Genomic DNA, 19387 nt, shown 5'->3' with positions numbered 1-19387 from the left:
GGGCAGCGAGGCAATCGGGGCAGGTCGTTGCAGACACGGGATGGAGGGTGCGAAGAGGAAGGGCCGCCAGCTTATGGATAGGATTCAGGCGTTTGAATGCCGAACAATCCAAAATGCTTGACGTTTCGTCCGAAACTTCGCCAGGCACGGCGAGCGCTGATCCAGGCCTGCCCGGCGGCCCCGACGCGCTGACCAAGATCCTGCTCGGGCTGCGACTCGACGGCGTGGAGTACGGTCGCTGCGTGATGAACGCTCCTTGGGCCGTGGCCTTTCCGGCGCAGCGCTCGGCGCGCTTTCACTTCGTGGGCAACGGTGGCTGCTGGCTGCGTACGCCGTCCACCGAGTGGACGCGATTGAAGCCCGGCGATGCGGTGCTGTTGCCGCGCGGCAGTTTCCATGTGCTCGCCAGCGCGCCCGATGTGCCGAGCGTCGACATCGACTCGCTCGCACGCGTGGCGGTGTCGGAGAACATCTATCTCGTGGACGGTCGGGTGGCCTGCGGCACCACGACCACCGCGGCCGACACCCGCCACGGCGGGCCGTTCGACACGATGTTCTGCGGGGCCATGCGCTTCAACCTCGACCCCCTGCACCCGCTGGTGGCGATGATGCCGGAGGTGATGCTGGCCGGTGACCTCGCTCAGCGCGATGCGACGGTGCCGGCATTGCTGGAAGCGATGGAGCGCGAGGTTTCGCTCGATCGCATCGGTGCCTGCGGCATCCTCGCGCGCCTGGCCGATGTGCTGGCCGCGAGCATCATCCGCGCCTGGGTGGAATGCGGATGCAACGACGCCACGGGCTGGGTGGCGGCGGTGCGTTGCCCCAAGGTCGGCAAAGTGATTGCCGCCATCCATGCCGCGCCCGAGCGCGACTGGACGGTGCCGGAACTGGCCGACGTGATGGGCGCCTCGCGTTCCAGCTTCGCCGAAGCCTTCACCCGCACCATGGGCGAGAGTCCCGCGAAGTACGTGGCCAAGGTGAAGATGTTCCAGGCGCGCCAATGGATCGCCCGCGACCACTTGCGCATCGCCGTCGTCGCGCAGCGCCTGGGCTACGAGTCGGAAGCCTCGTTCAGCCGAGCCTTCAAGCGCATCATCGGCCACCCGCCCAGCGCGGAGAGGGCCGACGCCGCTTCGGTGCGCTGAGCGCTGCTCGATGCGTCACGCCGCCTTGGCCAGGCCGCGCGGCTCGCGTGGGTCAACTGGCAAGCGGTTCTTGCCGATCGCGCCTTCTCCATCAAATGCAGGACGCTTCCCCCATAAAAACCCCACGGCGGTGCATCAGAGGCGACTCCTAGAATGCCCCGATGACCTCGCAGGAGCGCACAGCATGACGCAGTCGCGGGCCCGGGCCGCCAAGAGCGGCCCCGCCACCGGCACCACGGCGCAGGCCAATGGAACCCATCCCACTGGCGAAGCCGATCTGAGAGTGCTGAAGAAGTACCCGAACCGCCGCCTTTACGACACACGCACCAGCGGCTACATCACGCTGGCCGACGTCAAGCAGATGGTCCTCGAAGGCGAGCACTTCATCGTGCGCGACGCCAAGACCGGCGAAGACCTCACGCGCAGCATCCTGCTGCAGATCATCCTCGAGGAGGAGTCGGGCGGCGTGCCGATGTTCTCCACGCAGATGCTGGCGCACATCATCCGCTTCTACGGCCACACGATGCAGGGGCTGATGGGCTCCTACCTCGAGAAGAACATCCAGGCCTTCATCGATATCCAGAACCGCTTCGCCGAGCAGTCGGGCATGGGCAGCTCGGGCAGCAAGGGCTTCAGCCCTGAAGTCTGGGCGCAGTTCATGAACGTGCAGGCGCCGATGATGCAAGGCCTGATGTCGAGCTACCTCGACCAGTCGAAGAACCTCTTCGTGCAGATGCAAGAGCAGATGCACAAGCAGGCCGAGACGCTGTTCCCGCCGGGCTTCGGCGTGCCGCCCAAGCGCTGACGCGCTTGCCCCTGCACGGGCGGTCGAGCGTGGATCGGCGAAAATCGCCGGATGTCCACCGTGTCCTCCTCGACCGCCGCGCCCGATTCGTCGGCCGCGCCGAAGATCGGCTTCGTCAGCCTGGGCTGCCCCAAGGCGCTCACCGACTCCGAACTCATCCTCACGCAGCTCGCGGCCGAGGGCTACCAGACCAGCAAGTCCTACGCGGGCGCCGACCTGGTGATCGTCAACACCTGCGGCTTCATCGACGCCGCGGTGCAAGAGAGCCTCGACGCGATCGGCGAAGCGCTGTCCGAGAACGGCAAAGTCATCGTCACCGGCTGTCTGGGCGCGAAGGCTGCGGCCGACGGCGGCAACCTGGTGCGCGAGGTGCACCCCAAGGTGCTGGCCGTGACCGGCCCGCACGCGACGCAGGAGGTGATGGATGCGGTGCATGCGCACGCGCCCAAGCCGCACGATCCCTTCGTCGACCTGGTGCCGGCCGCGGGCATCAAGCTGACCCCCAAGCACTACGCCTATCTCAAGATCAGCGAGGGCTGCAACCACCGCTGCACCTTCTGCATCATCCCGAGCATGCGCGGCGACCTCGTCTCGCGCCCGATCGGCGACGTGCTGGGCGAGGCGCGGGCGCTCTTCGAGTCGGGCGTGAAGGAGCTGCTGGTCGTGAGCCAGGACACCTCGGCCTACGGCGTCGACGTCAAGTACCGCACCGGCTTCTGGGACGGCAAGCCGGTCAAGACGCGCATGCACGACCTCGTCGAGCAGCTCGGCCGCCTGGCCGAGCCCTACGGCGCCTGGGTGCGGCTGCATTACGTCTACCCGTATCCGCACGTCGACGACATCGTGCCGCTGATGGCGCAAGGCCGCGTGCTGCCTTACCTCGACGTGCCGTTCCAGCATGCGCACCCCGACGTGCTGCGCCGCATGAAGCGCCCCGCGAGCGGCGAGCGCAACCTCGAGCGCATCGCGCGCTGGCGCGAGCTGTGCCCGCAGATCGTGATCCGCTCGACCTTCATCGCGGGATTCCCGGGCGAGACCGAGGCCGAGTTCGAAGCGCTGCTCGAGTTCGCGCGCGAGGCGCGCATCGACCGCGCCGGCTGCTTCTCGTACTCGCCGGTCGAGGGCGCCACGGCCAACGAGCTGCCCGGCGCGCTGCCCGACGACGTGCGCGAGGAACGCCGCGCGCGCTTCATGGCCGTGGCCGAGGAGGTCTCGGCCGCCAAGCTCGCCGAGCGCGTCGGCGCGACGATGCAGGTGCTGGTCGACCGCGCGGTGGCGCTGGGCCGCAAGGGCGGCGTCGGCCGCAGCTATGCCGACGCCCCCGAGATCGACGGCACCGTGCAGCTGCTGCCGCCGGCCAAGGCCTCCAAGACCTACAAGGTCGGCGATTTCGTGCGCGCGCGCATCGTCGGCACGCAGGGCCACGATCTCGTCGGCGAGGTGGTCTGATGGGCCGGGCGCCCGAGCAGCGCGCGACCGCGCTGATCCACCACGACTACCAGCCGCCCGAGGACTTCGAGTCGCCGGCGGTGGCGGTGCACAAGGCCTCGACGGTGTTCTTCCGCGACACGGCCCAAATGCGCAGCCAGCGCTGGGTCGACAAGAGCGGCTACACCTACGGCCTTCACGGCACGCCGACCACCTTCACGCTCGAGCAGCGCATTGCCACGCTCGAGGGCGCGACGCATGTGCTGCTGGCACCGAGCGGGTTGGCGGCAGTCACCACGGTCGATCAGGCCTTCCTGAAAAGCGGCGACGAGCTGCTGCTGCCTGACAACGTCTACGCGCCGAGCCTCAACTTCGCGCGCCACGAGCTGGCGCGCTGGGGCATCGCGCACAAGCTCTACGACCCGATGGATCCGGCCTCGCTGGCACAAGCCATCACGCCCGCGACGCGGCTGGTGTGGCTGGAGGCGCCGGGCTCGGTGACGCTGGAGTTCCCCGATCTGCGCGCGCTGGTCCGAACGGTGCGCGCGGCGCGCGCCACGGGTGAGGGCGCGCCGATCGTCGCGCTCGACAACACCTGGGGCGCCGGACTGGCCTTCAACGCCTTCGACCTCGGCGACGGGCTTGCGGTCGACCTCACCGTGCACGCGTTGACCAAGTACCCCTCGGGCGGCGGCGACCTGCTGATGGGCTCGATCGCCACACGCGACCGCGCCTTGCACGACACGCTGGCGATGACGCACAGCCGCCTGGGCCTGGGTGTCGGCGCCAACGATGCCGAGGCCGTCCTGCGATCGCTGCCGACACTGCCGCTGCGCTACGCGGCGCAGGACGCGGCCGCGCGCCGCGTCGCGCAGTGGTGCCGGCAGCGGCCCGAGGTCGCGCGCGTGCTCCATCCCTCGCTGCCCGATTCGCCCGGCCATGCGCACTGGGCCGCGCTGTGCGATGCCGCCGCGGGCCTGTTGACGCTGGAACTCGATGCGCGCTTTGCGCCGGCGCAGGTCGACGCGGTGGTCGATGCGCTGCGGTTGTTTCGCATCGGCTGGTCGTGGGGCGGACCGGTCAGCCTGGCGGTGCCGTACCAGGCCACGGCCATCCGCAGGCTGCCGCAGCCCTACCGCGGCACGCTGCTGCGCCTGAGCATCGGGCTGGAGTCGGTCGACGACCTGATCGCCGACCTCGAGCAGGCGCTGCAGCGGCTGCCCTGAGATGCACGCCGCGGTGAACCGCCGCCTCGACGGCGTCGACGCCCTCAAGGCCGTCGCCTCGCAGCTGATCGTGCTGCACCACCTGGCGTTCTACGGCCCGATGTCGGACCACGCGTCGGCGCTCGCGCCTGTCGTGTTCGACTGGCTGGCGCAGCACGGGCGACTCGCGGTGCAGGTGTTCCTCGTCGTCGGCGGCTTCCTTGCGGCGCGGCGGCTGGAGCCGGCGCTCTTTCGCGATGGCGGGCCCTCGATCGGGCGGCTGCTGCTCGACCGCTACCTGCGCCTGGCGATCCCGCTCGCGGCCATGCTCGTCATCGCGATTGCCGCTGCGGCGCTGGCGCGCGGCTGGATGACGCATGACTCGGTGCCGGGCGCGCCGCAACCGGGGCAGGTCATCGCGCACCTGCTGTTGCTGCAGGACCTGCTGGCCGTCGAGGCCTTGTCGGCCGGCGTCTGGTACGTGTCGATCGACTTCCAGCTGTTCGCGCTGCTGGTGCTGCTGCTGGCGGTCTGCGGCGCCCTCGAGCGCAGCTTCGGGTGGCGCCGGCCGATCGCGCCCTGGGCGGTGCTGGCGTTGATGGGCGCTGCGCTGTTCCACTTCAATCGCGATGCCGACTGGGACGTCGCGGCACCGTACTTCTTCGGCAGTTACGGACTTGGCGTGCTCGCGGCCTGGTGGGGCAGGGCGCCTAACCGTCGCGTCGGCGGGCTCCTGTTGTGCGCTGCGCTGGTGGGCGCGGCGCTTGCGTTCGAGTTCCGCTCTCGCATCGCGCTGGCCGGCATCGTCGCGCTGGTGCTGGTGATGTGGTCCGACGCGCGGCTGCCGATCGGCGAGGCCGGGCGCGCGCTGGTGAACTGGCTCGCGCGCATCAGCTACGCGGTGTTCCTGGTGCACTTCCCGGTGTGCATGGTGGTCAATGCCGCGTTCGATCGATTTGCGTCGGATGCGGTCGCGGTGCAGGGGCTGGGCGTGCTGCTCGCATGGGCGGCGAGCGTTGGCGCCGGCGCGCTTTTTCACCGCCACGTCGAGCAGCGCGCAGCTCACTGGCTGGGCCGCGCGGCCCGCCCGGCGACGGTCTGAGCGGGCGGCCGACAGTCCGGACCTCAGATCAGCCTTTGGGGTTGGACGCGACCTTGGTGCGCATCAGGCGGCCCTTTTCGCGCTCCCAGTCGCGCTTCTTCTCGGTCTCGCGCTTGTCGTGCTCGGCCTTGCCCTTGGCCAGCGCGATCTCGACCTTCACGCGTCCGCCCTTGTAGTGCAGGTCCAGCGGCACCAGCGTGAAGCCGCGCTGCTCGACCTTGCCGATCAGCCGGCGGATCTCGTCGCGGTGCATCAGCAGCTTGCGCGTGCGGTCGGCTTGCGGATGCACGTGGGTTGAAGCCTCGCGCAGCGGATTGATGCGGCAGCCGATCAGGAACAGCTCGCCGTCCTTGATCACGACATAGCCGTCGGTGAGCTGCACCTGCCCGGCGCGGATCGCCTTGACCTCCCAGCCCTCGAGCACGATGCCGGTCTCATGGCGTTCTTCGAGGTGGTAGTTGAAGCGGGCCTTCTTGTTCTCGGCGATCGACATGTCGTCTCTCAATAGAATCCCCGATTCTAAGAAGCCATGAAGCACGTCAAGAAATCGGTCCTGCTTTGGTATTCGGCGCGCGAGATCTACGACCTCGTGACCGCCGTCACCGACTACCCGCGGTTCCTGCCGTGGTGCGACAGGGCAGAGGTCCTCGAGATGCACGACGACGGCATGACCGCGCGCCTGCATCTCCACTACCACGGCGTTCGCCATGCCTTCACCACACGCAACACGCACGTGCCGGGCGACTCGGTGCTGATGGCGCTGGTCGATGGCCCGTTCTCCCGTCTCGAAGGCAGCTGGCGCTTCATTGCGCTGGGCACGCCGGCCGGTGCCGACGAGAGTGCGGCCGCGTCGCCGGCGGCGTGCAAGATCGAGTTCGACCTGCGCTACGCGTTCAACAGCACGGCGCTGGAGGCCGTGGTGAGCCCGGTGTTCGACCGCATTGCGCATACCTTCGTCGACGCCTTCGTGAAGCGCGCCGAGCAGGTCTACGGGCCGCGATGAGCCGCGTGGTGGGGGTTATCGTCGTCGAGGTGGCATACAGCCCGGCGGCCGGCGAGATTGAGCTGGTCAGGCTGGAGCTCGCGGCGGGCAGCAGTGCGCTGCAGGCGTTGCGCGCGAGCCGCCTGATGGAGCGCCATCCGGAGATCGATCCGAGCGTGATGGCCCTGGGCGTCTGGGGCCGAGCCTGCGCGCCAAGCGCCATGCTGTGCGACGGCGACCGGCTCGAGGTCTACCGTGCGTTGAAGGTCGATCCCAAGGAAGCGCGCCGCCAGCGCTATCAAAAACAGCCGAAGGAGAAGCTGTCGAAGACACAGCGCGCGCTCAGGCGCCGCTGATCGAGGCCGCGCTCAGCGGCACTCGCTGGCGATGGTCTGGCGTGCGGCCGCCATCTCGCGTGCGCGGCCGGCGTCGTCGAGGTACTCGCGCTCGCCCTTGTCGTTCATGCGCTGGATGCGGCCGCCATCTTCCAGCAGGCGCAGATTGGCGCGGGCCTTCTGGCAGTTCTCCGCACGCACGGCGGCGAGCTTGTCTTCCTCGGCCTTCTGCTCCGCCTTGCGCTTGGCGGCCTCCTGCTGCTCGGCCTGCTTGCGCTTGGCCTCGAGCTGCGGATCGACGCCCGCGGGCGCCGAGGCGGCCGCCGGGGCGCTGGCCGCGGCCACCGGCACGACGCGTGCGGCCTGCACCGGCGGACGCTGGAGGATGTCCTTCTCGGGCACCGTCTTGGGCGGCGGCAGGTCGCTGTACTGAACTTGGCCGCCGGCGTCCTTCCATTTCCACTGTGCTGCCGCAGGCAGGCTCCAGGCGCCCAGCGCCAGGGTGAGTCCGATCAGCGGGGCAAGGGCAGGAACGCGCTTCATGCGGGCCAGTGTAGCGGCGCACCCCTTGATGGCCTACCCGGATTGGCGTGAACTCTGTCGCGCGGGCACGTCGGGTGGGTGGCGGTCCGTATAATTCGCTTTTGCGTCTGGAGCTTTCCCATGCGCCTACTCGGCAAAGCGCTCACCTTCGACGATGTGTTGCTGGTGCCCGCGTTCTCCCAGGTCCTGCCGCGCGACACCTCGCTCGCGACCCGCCTCTCCCGCAACATCACGCTGAACCTGCCGCTGGTGTCCGCCGCGATGGACACCGTGACCGAGGCGCGACTCGCGATCGCGCTGGCGCAAGAAGGCGGCATCGGCATCATCCACAAGAATCTCACGCCCAAGCAGCAGGCGGCCGAGGTCTCGCGCGTGAAGCGCTACGAATCGGGCCTGCTGCGCGACCCGATCACCATCTCGCCCGGCGTGCGGGTGCGCGACGTGATCGAGCTGTCGCGCCAGCATGGGATCTCGGGCTTCCCGGTCATCGAGGAAGGCCGCGTGGTCGGTATCGTCACCGGCCGCGACCTGCGCTTCGAAACGCGCCTCGACGCCCCGGTGCGCGAGATCATGACGCCGCGCGAGCGCCTGGTCACCGTGAAGGAGGGCGCCTCGCTCGCCGAAGCCAAGGCGCTGATGCACACGCACAAGCTCGAACGCGTGCTGGTGCTCAACGACCGCGACGAGCTTCGCGGCCTGTTCACGGTCAAGGACATCACCAAGCAGACCAGCTTCCCCAACGCCGCCCGTGACGCACAAGGCAAGCTGCGCGTCGGCGCCGCCGTCGGCGTGGGCGAGGGCACGGAAGAGCGCGTCGAACTGCTGGTCAAGGCCGGTGTCGACGCCATCGTCGTCGACACCGCGCACGGCCACAGCAAGGGCGTGATCGACCGCGTGCGCTGGGTCAAGCAGAACTTCCCGTCCATCGACGTGATCGGCGGCAACATCGCCACCGGCGCGGCGGCGCTGGCGCTGGCCGAAGCCGGCGCCGACGGCGTCAAGGTTGGCATCGGCCCGGGTTCGATCTGCACCACGCGCATCGTCGCCGGCGTGGGCGTGCCGCAGATCATGGCGATCGACAACGTCGCCACCGCGCTCAAGGGCAGCGGCGTGCCGCTGATCGCCGATGGCGGCATCCGCTACTCGGGCGACATCGCCAAGGCCCTGGCGGCTGGTGCGCACACGGTGATGATGGGCGGCATGTTCGCCGGCACCGAAGAAGCGCCGGGCGAGGTGATCCTCTACCAGGGCCGCAGCTACAAGAGCTACCGCGGCATGGGCTCGATCGGCGCGATGCAGCAAGGCAGCGCCGACCGCTACTTCCAGGACAACACCGGCGCCAACCCCAACGCCGACAAGCTCGTGCCCGAGGGCATCGAGGGCCGCGTGCCCTACAAGGGCTCGGTGATCGCGATCCTGTACCAGATGGCCGGAGGCCTGCGCGCGTCGATGGGCTACTGCGGCTGCGCGACGGTCGAAGAGATGCGCGAGCGGGCCGAGTTCGTCGAGATCACCGCGGCCGGCATCCGCGAGAGCCACGTTCACGACGTGCAGATCACGAAGGAAGCGCCGAACTACCGCATGGAGTGAGGCTTGGCTATAATTCTGGCCAGTTCATGATGAGCTGGCCAGAATGAAAGTCACCGGCATCTTCGACGCCAAGCGCAACTTCTCCGCCCTGATCGACGAGGTCGAGGCCGGCGAGGAAGTGCGCATCACGCGCCACGGCAAGGAAGTGGTGCGCATGCTGCCGGTGAAGCGCACGCCGGTCATCACGGCCGAACAGATCCAGCGCGAGCTGGCGGCCATTCACGAGCTGCATCGGCGCGTGAAGCCGGGGCCGGGCTGGCGCGAGCTCAACGGCGAGGGCCGCGAATGAAGGTCGACGCCGTCGTCATCGACGCCTCGGTCACCGCGGCCTGGCTCCTGCCCGACGAGCACGACGCGGCTGCCGCCGAGGTCTACGCCCGCGTGCGCAGCAGCACGATCGACGTGCATGCGCCCGAGTCGTGGCTGTGGCAGTGCGGCGACCTGATCGCCAATGCGGTGCGCCGCCGCCGCGTTGGTGCCGACGACGCGATGCTGATGTGGAGCGTGCTCGATGCGGTGCGCACGCGCGTCGAGCTGGCCACGCCCGAGCCGAACCAGATCCGCGCCTGCCTCGCGCTGGCCGTCGATCATTCCCTCACGCTGCACGACGCGGCCTATCTGTGGCTTGCGTTGTCGCTCAAGCTTCCGCTGCTCACGCACGACGAGCGGATCGCCGCTGCCGCCGCCCGGCAATCGGTGCCGACGCTGCGCCTGCAGGACCTGACATGAGTTCCGAGCTGTCTTCGAGCACCACAGCCCCGCGCCAGGCGGCGATGCCCTTCATCCTGATCGCGGTGCTGATCGACATGGTGTCGATCGGTCTGATCATCCCGGTGTTGCCGCCGCTCGTGGGCACCTTCACCGGCAGCCAGGCCGACCAGGCGTTCTGGTTCGGCGCGGTGACCTTTGCATTCGGCGTCGCCAACTTCTTCGGATCGCCCGTTCTCGGTGCGCTGTCAGACCGCTTCGGCCGCCGCCCGGTGCTGCTGATCGGCTTCTCGGGCCTCGCGCTGAGCTTCTTCGTCACCGGCCTGGCCACGGCGCTGTGGATGCTGATCGTCGTGCGGCTTTTCAGCGGTGCAATGCAGGCCAACGCGGCGGTCGCCAACGCCTACGTGGCCGACATCACGCCGCCCGAACAGCGCGCCAAGCGCTTCGGGCTGCTGGGCGCGATGTTCGGCATGGGCTTCATCCTCGGGCCGGTGATGGGCGGTCTGCTGGGTGCCATCAACCTGCACCTGCCGTTCTTCGTGGCCGGCTCGCTGGCCCTGGCCAACTGGTGCTACGGCTTCTTTGTGCTGCCTGAGTCGCTGCCGGTCGAGCGACGCCGGCCCTTCGACTGGAAGCGTGCCAATCCCGTCGCCTCGCTCAAGGGCCTGACGCGGCTCCACGGCGTCGGCCCGCTGGTCGCGGTGATCGGACTGAGCGGGCTGGCGCAGTTCACGCTGCACACCACCTGGGTGCTCTACACGCAGTTCAAGTTCGGCTGGGGCCCGCTGCAAAACGGCTGGTCGCTATTCGCGGTGGGCGTGATGTCGGCGCTGGTGCAGGGGTTCCTGCTCGGACGCCTTCTCAAGCGCTTCACGGCGCAGCGCCTCGCGGTGATGGGCCTGATCTCGTCGACGATCTGCTTCGCGCTGTGGGGCGCGGCGACCGAGGGCTGGATGATGTACGCGGTGATCGTGCTCAACGTGCTGGGCTTTGCCTCGGCCGCGGCCGTGCAGAGCATCGTCTCGAACGCCGCCGACGCGCGCACCCAGGGCCAGACGCTGGGCGCGGCGGCCTCGATCAACAGCCTGATGGCCGTGCTCGCGCCGCTGATCGGCGCACCGCTGCTGAGCATGGTCTCGCACCTGCCGCACGGCGACTGGCGCATCGGCGCGCCGTACTACTTCTGTGCCGCGCTGCAGGCGACGGCGACCTTCCTCGCGATCCGCCATTTCCGCGCAATGCGCGCGCAGCGCCTGGCCGAGCGGGCCGGCGCCGCGGCCACCTGACCCGCCCCAGGACCTTCATCATGGCTCACGACAAGATCCTCATCCTCGACTTCGGCTCGCAGGTCACGCAGCTGATTGCCCGGCGCGTGCGCGAAGCGCATGTCTACTGCGAGATCCACCCGAACGACGTCTCCGACGCCTTCATCCGCGAGTTCGCGCCCAAGGGCATCATCCTCAGCGGCAGCCACGCCAGCACCTATGAAGACCACGAACTGCGCGCGCCGCAGGCGGTGTGGGATCTTGGCGTGCCGGTGCTGGGCATCTGTTACGGCATGCAGACCATGGCGGTACAACTCGGCGGCAAGGTCGAGTGGAGCGACCACCGCGAGTTCGGCTATGCCGAGGTGAGGGCGCATGGCCACACCAGGCTGCTCGACGGCATCCAGGACTTCGGCAGCACCGAGGGCCACGGCATGCTCAAGGTCTGGATGAGCCACGGCGACAAGGTCACCGAGCTGCCGCCGGGCTTCAAGCTGATGGCCTCGACGCCAAGCTGCCCGATCGCCGGCATGGCCAACGAGGCCAAGGGCTACTACGCGCTGCAGTTCCACCCCGAGGTCACGCACACGCTGCAGGGCACCGCGATGCTCACGCGCTTCGTGCGCGAGATCTGCGGCACCAAGGCCGACTGGATCATGGGCAACTACATCGACGAAGCGGTGGCGCGCATCCGCGAGCAAGTCGGTGACGAGGAGGTGATCCTCGGCCTGTCGGGCGGCGTCGATTCGAGCGTGGCCGCCGCGCTGATCCACCGCGCGATCGGTGACCAGCTGACCTGCGTCTTCGTCGACCATGGCCTCTTGCGTCTCAACGAAGGCCGCCTGGTGATGGACATGTTTGCCGGCCGCTTGCACGCCAAGGTGGTGCACGTCGATGCGAGCGAGCAGTTCCTCGGCCATCTGAAGGGCGTCACCGACCCCGAGCAGAAGCGCAAGATCATCGGCCGCGAGTTCGTCGAGGTGTTCCAGTCCGAGGCCAAGAAGCTCAAATCGGCCAAGTGGCTGGCGCAGGGCACCATCTACCCCGACGTGGTCGAGTCCGGCGGCACCAAGACCAAGAAGGCGACGACGATCAAGAGCCACCACAACGTCGGCGGCCTGCCCGAGACGCTGGGGCTCAAGCTGCTCGAGCCGCTGCGCGAGCTGTTCAAGGACGAGGTGCGCGAGCTCGGCGTCGCGCTGGGCCTGCCGCCGGAGATGGTTTATCGCCATCCTTTCCCCGGCCCCGGCCTGGGGGTGCGCATCCTCGGGGAAGTGAAGCGCGAGTACGCCGACCTGCTGCGTCGCGCCGATGCGATCTTCATCGAGGAGCTGCGCGCCGCGATCGACACGCCCAGCGGCAAGAGCTGGTACGACCTGACGAGCCAGGCCTTCGCGGTCTTTCTGCCGGTCAAGAGCGTCGGCGTGATGGGCGACGGCCGCACCTACGACTACGTCGTCGCGCTGCGCGCCGTGCAGACCAGCGACTTCATGACGGCCGACTGGGCCGAGCTGCCCTACAGCCTGCTCAAGAAGGTCAGCAGCCGCGTGATCAACGAGGTGCGCGGGATCAACCGCGTGACCTACGACGTCTCGTCCAAGCCGCCGGCGACGATCGAGTGGGAGTGACGTTGCTGGCTGCCTGAAAGGCCCTTGGCGCCGCTCCTTCGATACTGTATAAAAACACAGTATCGAAGGAGGCAGTCATGGACCCGATGGAATGGACCGCTCGCTGCGCCGCACGCCTGCGCGAGCAATGGCCGCACGCACCCGAAGACGAGCTGCGCGATGCCGCGGCCGAGCTGTGGCAAGACTTGAGATGGCGGCGGCTGGCGCCGGAAGTGGCCGCAACGGCGTGGCTGCGCCTGGGCGTGCTGGCACGATGAAGCGCCGCTGGCGATGCGCGTTTCCGTGGTCCGACTGCGCCGTGGCGGCGTGCGCCTGGGGCCTCACGAGCTGGAGCCGCCTGTGATCGGCGAACTCATCGTCGGCGACCGGCCGACGAGCAGCTTCGTGCGCAGTCTGCGGGCCGCCGAGGTGGTCGAGATCGATGGGCGAGGGCGCCCGGGCCGTGGCCTGTGCGGCCCGTTGTTCGAGCCGGTGCTGGTGGGCGTCGATGTCGACGGCTTCTCGCTCGTCGGCCTGGAGCTCGATGTCGAGCATGGCCGCGTGAGGGAACTCTCGCAGGTCTGGCGCTGCTCGCTGATCGGACGCTGATCGCCGGCGCCTTGGTGCGCGGTGCGCGTCTATGATCTGGTGATCGACGCGCCAACCAGCTTGGCCGCACCCCGCAACCCCCAACACGATGACGCCATGCGCATGATCTTCGGCGTGCTCGGCCTGCTGGTCGTGCTTGCCATCATCGGATCGGTCGCCAAGAAGCAGCTGCAGGCGGTCAAGGCGATCCCGAGCAGCCTGCCCGCGGCCACGTCGACGGCCACCACGGACGGCGGCGCTGCGGCGCCCGCCGGCGACCGCGCGGGCCGGCTCGATGCCTTTCCCGGCGCCGTGGCGGCCGATCCCAACGCGATGACGGTTCCGCAGCAATCGCAGAACCTGCAGAACCAGGTGAAGCAAGACGTCAACCGCGCGCTGCAGCAAGGTGCCGCGCGCGGCGATGGCGGGCAGTGAATCGATGACGTCCTTGCCTCTTTCGAACGCCGAGGAGCAGGCCCAGCGCGACGGCATGTACATGGCCCAGGCGCTGAGCCAGGCGCTCAATGCCCAGCTCGTCGGCGAGGTGCCGGTGGGCGCGGTGATCGTTCGTCACACCGACGCCGGCCCGCAGCTGATCGCCACGGGCTACAACCGGCCGATCACCACCAGCGATCCGACCGCGCATGCCGAGATCGTCGCGCTTCGGCATGCCGCGCAGCTGGTCGAGAACTACCGCCTGCCGGACTGCGAGCTCTACGTCACGCTTGAGCCCTGCGCGATGTGCGCGATGGCGCTGATGCACGCGCGCTTCAAGCGCATCGTGTTCGGTGCGGCCGATCCCAAGACCGGAGCGGCAGGATCCGTCGTCGACCTGTTCGCGCAGCGCGAGCTGAACCACCACACCGAGGTCGTCGGCGGCGTGATGGCGACCGAGTGCGGTCAGCTGCTGCGAGACTTCTTTGCCGAGCGCCGCATCCATGCGCGCGCCGAGCGCGACGCACGGCGTGCGGTCGCCGAGGTCGAGCCCGACCCGGCCAACGACGAACCCCTGCCCATTCCCGAGACGGTCGAGCTGCCGGTGGAAGCCGAGCTGCCGGCGACCGGCGAGGCCCAACCCCGCTGAGCCGCCGCATGCCCGAGCGCCACGATCATCATCTTCACGACCACCAGCACACGCATCCGAGCCAACAGCGCATGACGCTGTGGTCGCCGGCGGGCGTCGTGGCCCAGCCGGCGGCGCTGCGCCGCGCGGCGCGCTACCTCGGCCGCCACGGCTTCGAGGTCGAGATCGACGAGGCCGCGCTCGCGCGCCACCAGCGCTTCGCGGGCGACGACGACACGCGCCTGGCCGCGCTGTATCGCATCGCCGATGCGCGGCCGGACATCGCGATGGCCAGCCGCGGCGGCTATGGCCTGACGCGATTGCTCGATCGCATCGACTGGACCCGCATCGGCCGCAGCACGGCGGCCGGCACACGCTGGGTCGGCTACAGCGACGTGACCGCGCTGCACCTGGGCGCGATCGCGCACAAGGCCTGCGGCCCGGACGCACCAATGTGGGCCGGACCGCTGGCCTGCGACGACTTCGGCCGCACGGCGGAGCAGGGCGGCGTCGACGACATCACCGAAGCCTGCTTCGTCGAAGCCATGACCGGCGAACTCGAAGCGGTGGGCTTTCGCACCGAAGCCGGCTTCGACGGCCTCGAAGCGCGCGGCACGCTGTGGGGCGGCAATCTCACGGTGCTTGCCGCGATGCTCGGCACGCCGCATTTCCCGAAGCTCAAGGGCGGCATCCTCTTCCTCGAGGACGTCAACGAGCACCCCTATCGCACCGAGCGCACGCTGCTGCAGCTCGCGCAGGCCGGCGTGCTCGACGCGCAGCGCGCCGTGCTGCTGGGTGACTTCAGCGGCTGGAAGAAGTCGCCGCTGGACCGCGGTTATTCGCTCAAGACGGCGATCGCGCACGTGCGCTCGGCGACCCAGGTGCCGGTGCTCACCGGCCTGCCGTTCGGCCACGTGGCCACCAAGGTGTGCCTGCCGGTCGGCCATCGCGTCGACCTCGTCGCCGAGGGGCGCGACGTGCTGATCGCGTGGGGTTAAGGGCGCCGCGGCCGCCTTCAGATGAAGGCGTGCACCACGTCGCGATCAACGCTGGTGCATTCGCACCGCGGCGATACGCCGCCGACGATGGGCACGCGGCTGTTGTGCGATGCCAACGTTGAAGCGCCTCGCCTTAGGGCCGCGGGCCTAGTAAGGCTTAGCACAGCGACGACGCGCATCTCGATAGCGCTCGCCGCAAACCCGCATGAATGCTGGCTTTGCGGGACGTTGAGGGTTGCATTGCACGAGCGAGCACTGCTGCAACCCATTCCTGATCGGGGAACTCCCTAGCCGCCCCGCCGTGGGGCGCGCCGTGACAATTTATTTACATGTATGCGCAGGCGTGTCGCGCTGGTGAACAACATCGGCACGTGGCTTGCAGGCAGGCACATGGTTGCGGTCATGAGCATGGCGTCGCTGACCCGGCGATCGACACAGGCTCGGCCCGCAGCAAGGTTCATCCTTCAACCTTCCCTTTCAGGAGTCTTGGAATGCTCAAACCCACGAAGCTGGCGGCCGGCGTGCTGGTCGCTTGCGGTGGCGCGCTGCTCTCGGCAGGCGTCTACGCGCAAGCGCAGCCCCAGCAACAGCTCGAACGCGTGACGGTCACGGGTTCGAACATCAAGCGCACGGACGCCGAGACGGCGTCGCCGGTGCAGGTGATCACGCGCGACGAGATCGAGAAGACCGGCAAGCAGTCGATCCAGGAGGTCCTGCGCAATCTGACCGCCGACGGGGGTGGCTCGATCCCCTCGTCGTTCAGCAACGGCTTCGCTTCCGGCTCCGCTGCCGTGTCGCTGCGTGGTCTGGGCGTCAACTCGACCCTGGTGCTAGTCAATGGTCGCCGCATGACCACCTATGGTCTGGCGGACGACGGCACGCGCAACTTCGTCGACCTGAACTCGCTGCCGCTCGAAGCGGTGGACCGCATTGAAGTCCTGAAGGACGGTGCCTCGGCGATCTACGGCGCGGATGCCGTGGGTGGCGTGGTCAACGTGATTCTGCGCAAGCAATACACCGGCGCGTCGATCGGCGGTTCATACGGCCAGAGCGGCCGCGCGGACGGCGAGACGGGACGCGTGTTCGGCTCGTTCGGCTTCGGTGATCTCGACGCCGACAAGTACAACGTCTTTCTGAGCCTGGAAGCGTCGAAGCAGAAGAACATCTGGTCGGTCGACCGCGGTTACATCGGCCAGAGCGATCTGACGTCGCGCGGCTACTTCGACACTACCAACGGCGCACCCCGTCCGTACTTCGGTCTGGCCACTCCCACCGGCAACTCGCCGTATGGCGTGGTTCGCGCAATCGATCCGGTCACCGGCGCCCTCGGCCCGCGCACGAACGTGATCTCGTGCGATGCCAGCCTGATCGATCCGGATACCGGCCTGTGCCGCTTCAATCCGCTGACTCACCAAGAGGTCCAGCCGCAGCTCGAACGCCTCAACCTGTTTACCCGCGGCACGGTGCAGATCACCGAGTCGATGACCGGCTACGCGGAGATCGGCTACTTCAACACCAAGTCGAAGGCAAACGGCACGCTGGGCGCCAATAACGACACCGGTGTCTACCTGCCGGGCGATCCGCTGAATCCGCTCGTGACGCACGGCCCGATGACGCTGCCGGGAACCCATCCTGACAACCCTTTGGGCGTGGACTCTCAGTTCCTGTACCGCCCGCAGGAACTCGGCGGGCGTGACCAGCACACCGACAACAAAGTGTTCCGCTTCGTCACCGGCCTGCAGGGCACCGGCTTTGGCTGGGACTATGACGTTGGCGCTTCGTACATCAAGAGCAAGCTGACGAACCGCAACTTCGGCTTCATCCGCTACGACCTGATGCAGGAGGCGCTGAACAACGGCACCTATCGCATCAACAATCCGAATACGACGGATCCCGCCGTCCTCGCGGCAATCTCGCCGGTGCTCGAGAACAAGCCGACCAGTTCGATCAAGGCGATCGATTTCAAGGTTACGCGTGACCTGATGGCGCTGGCGGGCGGCAGCATGGGCTTGGCCATCGGTGGCGATTACCGCTGGGAAGATGCCGACACGCCGCCGGTGCCGTTCACCGACACGGCCGAGATCGTCGGTCTCGGCTACTCGGCCTTCAGCGCCAAGCGCAAGGTCTACGCGCTGTACGGCGAGTTGAGCGCGCCGGTCACCAAGTGGCTCGAGCTCGGCGGTGCGCTGCGCTACGACCACTACTCGGACTTCGGCAGCACGACGAACCCGAAGGTGACGTTCAAGCTGAAGCCGATTGACCAAGTGGCGATCCGCGGAACCTACGCCGAGGCGTTCCGTGCACCCGGCCCGGCTGAAACCGGCGGTTCGAGCTTCGGCTTCACGACCTACGGCATCCTGTCGCAAGGTACCCCGGACATCAAGCCGGAAGAAGCCAAGAGCTATAACCTGGGTCTGGTCCTCGAGCCGATGCCCGGGCTCAGCGCGACTGTCGACTTCTGGAAGGTCGATCGCAAGAATGAGATCGTCCAGGCTGATCCGAACGCGATCATCGGTGACAACCCGACCACGGGCGGCACGCCGCTGTCACAGGTTCCGGGCGCTCAGCCGGGGTCGTTCATCTACTACGATTCGGACGGCAACATCGCCACGGTCACTGGCTTCTATCGGAATGCCGCGAAGACCAAGACGGACGGTGTCGACCTCGAGCTGCGCTACCGGATGAACCTCGGCGAAGCGGGGCGACTCACCTCGCAGTTGAACTGGTCGCACACGAAGAGCTTCGAGCGCACCGACGCGGATGGCAACACGTTCGAGTACGCGGGAACGCACGGCCCGCTGGTGCAAAGCGCAGGTGGCGGCACTCCGAAGGATCGCGCCAGCTTGTCGCTGACCTGGGACCGTGGTCCGGTCGCGCTAACTCTCGGTGCCAACTATGTGGGCAAGATCAAGTTGATCGACCACGTTGGCGATACGTCGCCGTCGGACGGCGAGGGTTCGATCTCCAACGCCAACACCGGCGTGATCTACCCGGACAACGGCCAGTACAACTGCGGTGCGTTCGACGTGAACGGCAACGTCTACAACGGCTGCAAGCTGGGTGGCTACACGACGTTCGACCTGTTCGGTCGCTGGTCGCCGACGAAGAACCTGGACCTGAACTTCTCGATCCAGAACCTCTTCGACAAGAAGGCCCCGTTCGATCCGTACCTGGTGCTCACGTACGGCATCAACTACAACCAGACCTGGCACCAGTCGGGCGCGGTTGGCCGCTTCTTCACGGTCGGCGCGAAGTACTCGTTCTACTGACCTAATGAGCGCGTCTGAGTCCTGGCGGCAAGAGGGGCAACCCTCGAACCGCTAGGCGCAGACGTCTAAGAAACCGCTCTATCCCCCGCCTGCGAGCGTTCAGCTCGCAGGCTTTTTTTGTTAGCCTCCCGCGCGGCCCGCCGACACAGCCAAGCGTGCTGCATCTGCTTGCCATACCTAGGGCTTACCGGCCCCTGTGATTCGCCGTACCTACCCGTCGTGCGGCGATAATCCTCGGCTTGATCCATCAAGCCCGCTCTCCAGACCCACGGAGTACAGAAGTGTCGCAATCGAGTGCCTCCCTCCGGTCTTCGCGCGTTGTCGTACGCGCGGCGCGACCCGGCTGGCCTTGCCTCCTCTGTGCTGAGGGGACTTAAGGACCGCCAGCCTCGCGTCCGTCGGCCCGCCGCAGCTTCGCGTCGGCGTCAGACGGTTTCATCGAAACCCCGTTCTTCGCCTGACCGGAGACCTCATGTTCCGTAAGCTCACGCATTCCTTCGCGGCTCTCGCTGCTGCGCTTGCCCTGATCACTGCCGCCGGCACGTTCGCGCCGGCCGCCCAGGCCCAGACCCCCGCCGCCCCCGAAGCCTCGGCCCCGGCCGCCGCGCCGGCGGCCGTGGAAGCCGCCCCCAACCTCGCCAGCGCGCCCGCTCCCGCGGCCGCCAAGGTCGACAACCCCTACGGCCTCGAAGCGCTGTGGAAGGGCTCCGACGCGGTTGCCAAGGCGGTGCTCATCATCATGGTGATCATG

At 68.0% G+C, this 19387-nt stretch carries 20 protein-coding genes and 1 pseudogene; 19 read left to right on the top strand and 2 right to left on the bottom strand.

Annotated features, from left to right (window positions below; all coding sequences use genetic code 11):
* Nucleotides 1-113 precede the first annotated feature (113 nt).
* The 5 genes from ACO2TI_RS00105 (at nucleotide 114) to ACO2TI_RS00085 (ending at nucleotide 5685) form a co-directional block, all read left to right on the top strand.
* Nucleotides 114-1145: an AraC family transcriptional regulator gene (locus ACO2TI_RS00105; RefSeq protein WP_423281367.1), complete on the top strand. Its 1032-nt coding sequence runs from the start codon at nucleotides 114-116 to the stop codon at nucleotides 1143-1145.
* Between the two features lie 184 nt (nucleotides 1146-1329).
* On the top strand, nucleotides 1330-1950 hold the full coding sequence (phaR, locus tag ACO2TI_RS00100) for a polyhydroxyalkanoate synthesis repressor PhaR (RefSeq protein ID WP_423281366.1): 621 nt from the start codon (nucleotides 1330-1332) through the stop codon (nucleotides 1948-1950).
* 51 nt (nucleotides 1951-2001) lie between these two features.
* Complete coding sequence (gene rimO, locus ACO2TI_RS00095; RefSeq protein ID WP_423281365.1) at nucleotides 2002-3399, top strand: 30S ribosomal protein S12 methylthiotransferase RimO; 1398 nt, start codon at nucleotides 2002-2004, stop codon at nucleotides 3397-3399.
* The gene (locus ACO2TI_RS00090) at nucleotides 3399-4604 is read left to right on the top strand and encodes a PLP-dependent transferase (RefSeq protein ID WP_423281364.1); all 1206 of its coding nucleotides are present in this window, start codon (nucleotides 3399-3401) and stop codon (nucleotides 4602-4604) included. The genes rimO and ACO2TI_RS00090 overlap by 1 nt, the downstream gene beginning before the upstream one ends.
* A 13-nt stretch (nucleotides 4605-4617) precedes the next feature.
* Nucleotides 4618-5685, top strand: a complete 1068-nt coding sequence (locus tag ACO2TI_RS00085; RefSeq protein ID WP_423281363.1) for an acyltransferase family protein — start codon at nucleotides 4618-4620, stop codon at nucleotides 5683-5685.
* Nucleotides 5686-5713: 28 nt separating this feature from the next.
* Here ACO2TI_RS00085 and smpB read toward each other — a convergent pair whose 3' ends face one another.
* On the bottom strand, nucleotides 5714-6178 hold the full coding sequence (smpB, locus tag ACO2TI_RS00080; protein ID WP_423281361.1) for an SsrA-binding protein SmpB: 465 nt from the start codon (nucleotides 6176-6178) through the stop codon (nucleotides 5714-5716).
* Between the two features lie 36 nt (nucleotides 6179-6214).
* Between smpB and ACO2TI_RS00075 the strand changes: the two genes are divergently transcribed.
* Together ACO2TI_RS00075 and ACO2TI_RS00070 are read left to right on the top strand one after the other, a co-directional pair.
* Nucleotides 6215-6688, top strand: a complete 474-nt coding sequence (locus ACO2TI_RS00075; protein WP_423281360.1) for a type II toxin-antitoxin system RatA family toxin — start codon at nucleotides 6215-6217, stop codon at nucleotides 6686-6688.
* A complete protein-coding gene (locus tag ACO2TI_RS00070; protein ID WP_423281359.1) occupies nucleotides 6685-7023 on the top strand; it encodes an RnfH family protein in 339 nt (112 codons plus the stop codon). The genes ACO2TI_RS00075 and ACO2TI_RS00070 overlap by 4 nt, the downstream gene beginning before the upstream one ends.
* Nucleotides 7024-7035: 12 nt before the next feature.
* Here ACO2TI_RS00070 and ACO2TI_RS00065 read toward each other — a convergent pair whose 3' ends face one another.
* Nucleotides 7036-7545 carry a DUF4124 domain-containing protein gene (locus ACO2TI_RS00065; protein ID WP_423281358.1) on the bottom strand — a complete coding sequence of 170 codons (510 nt, stop codon included), beginning with the start codon at nucleotides 7543-7545 and terminating at the stop codon, nucleotides 7036-7038.
* Between the two features lie 120 nt (nucleotides 7546-7665).
* Between ACO2TI_RS00065 and guaB the strand changes: the two genes are divergently transcribed.
* The 12 genes and pseudogenes from guaB to ACO2TI_RS00005 form a co-directional block, all read left to right on the top strand.
* Nucleotides 7666-9135 carry an IMP dehydrogenase gene (guaB, locus tag ACO2TI_RS00060; protein WP_423281357.1) on the top strand — a complete coding sequence of 490 codons (1470 nt, stop codon included), beginning with the start codon at nucleotides 7666-7668 and terminating at the stop codon, nucleotides 9133-9135.
* A gap of 43 nt (nucleotides 9136-9178) precedes the next feature.
* Nucleotides 9179-9424: a type II toxin-antitoxin system Phd/YefM family antitoxin gene (locus tag ACO2TI_RS00055; RefSeq protein WP_423281356.1), complete on the top strand. Its 246-nt coding sequence runs from the start codon at nucleotides 9179-9181 to the stop codon at nucleotides 9422-9424.
* Nucleotides 9421-9864: a type II toxin-antitoxin system VapC family toxin gene (locus tag ACO2TI_RS00050; RefSeq protein WP_423281355.1), complete on the top strand. Its 444-nt coding sequence runs from the start codon at nucleotides 9421-9423 to the stop codon at nucleotides 9862-9864. Before ACO2TI_RS00055 ends, ACO2TI_RS00050 begins: the two co-directional genes overlap by 4 nt.
* Complete coding sequence (locus tag ACO2TI_RS00045; protein WP_423281354.1) at nucleotides 9861-11132, top strand: MFS transporter; 1272 nt, start codon at nucleotides 9861-9863, stop codon at nucleotides 11130-11132. The genes ACO2TI_RS00050 and ACO2TI_RS00045 overlap by 4 nt, the downstream gene beginning before the upstream one ends.
* Nucleotides 11133-11152: 20 nt before the next feature.
* Entirely contained in the window at nucleotides 11153-12739 is a 1587-nt protein-coding gene (guaA, locus tag ACO2TI_RS00040) for a glutamine-hydrolyzing GMP synthase (RefSeq protein WP_423281353.1), read from the top strand.
* Between the two features lie 77 nt (nucleotides 12740-12816).
* Nucleotides 12817-12996 (top strand): hypothetical protein, encoded by a 180-nt coding sequence (locus ACO2TI_RS00035; RefSeq protein ID WP_423281352.1) that lies wholly within the window; start codon nucleotides 12817-12819, stop codon nucleotides 12994-12996.
* A 13-nt stretch (nucleotides 12997-13009) separates the two neighbouring features.
* Entirely contained in the window at nucleotides 13010-13327 is a 318-nt protein-coding gene (locus tag ACO2TI_RS00030; protein WP_423281351.1) for a hypothetical protein, read from the top strand.
* 96 nt (nucleotides 13328-13423) lie between these two features.
* Nucleotides 13424-13741, top strand: coding sequence for a hypothetical protein (locus tag ACO2TI_RS00025; protein ID WP_423281350.1), 318 nt, complete (start codon nucleotides 13424-13426; stop codon nucleotides 13739-13741).
* Between the two features lie 4 nt (nucleotides 13742-13745).
* Nucleotides 13746-14390: a tRNA adenosine(34) deaminase TadA gene (gene tadA / locus ACO2TI_RS00020; protein WP_423281349.1), complete on the top strand. Its 645-nt coding sequence runs from the start codon at nucleotides 13746-13748 to the stop codon at nucleotides 14388-14390.
* A gap of 8 nt (nucleotides 14391-14398) precedes the next feature.
* On the top strand, nucleotides 14399-15367 hold the full coding sequence (locus tag ACO2TI_RS00015; protein WP_423281348.1) for an LD-carboxypeptidase: 969 nt from the start codon (nucleotides 14399-14401) through the stop codon (nucleotides 15365-15367).
* 491 nt (nucleotides 15368-15858) lie between these two features.
* The gene (locus tag ACO2TI_RS00010) at nucleotides 15859-18636 is read left to right on the top strand and encodes a TonB-dependent receptor (RefSeq protein ID WP_423281347.1); all 2778 of its coding nucleotides are present in this window, start codon (nucleotides 15859-15861) and stop codon (nucleotides 18634-18636) included.
* Nucleotides 18637-19108: 472 nt separating this feature from the next.
* Nucleotides 19109-19387: pseudogene (locus ACO2TI_RS00005) on the top strand (MotA/TolQ/ExbB proton channel family protein); the annotation flags it as partial.

The organism is Caldimonas sp. KR1-144, assembly GCF_049446155.1.
Lineage (GTDB): Bacteria > Pseudomonadota > Gammaproteobacteria > Burkholderiales > Burkholderiaceae_C > Rivibacter.
This window is presented reverse-complemented; position numbering and strand designations above follow the sequence as displayed.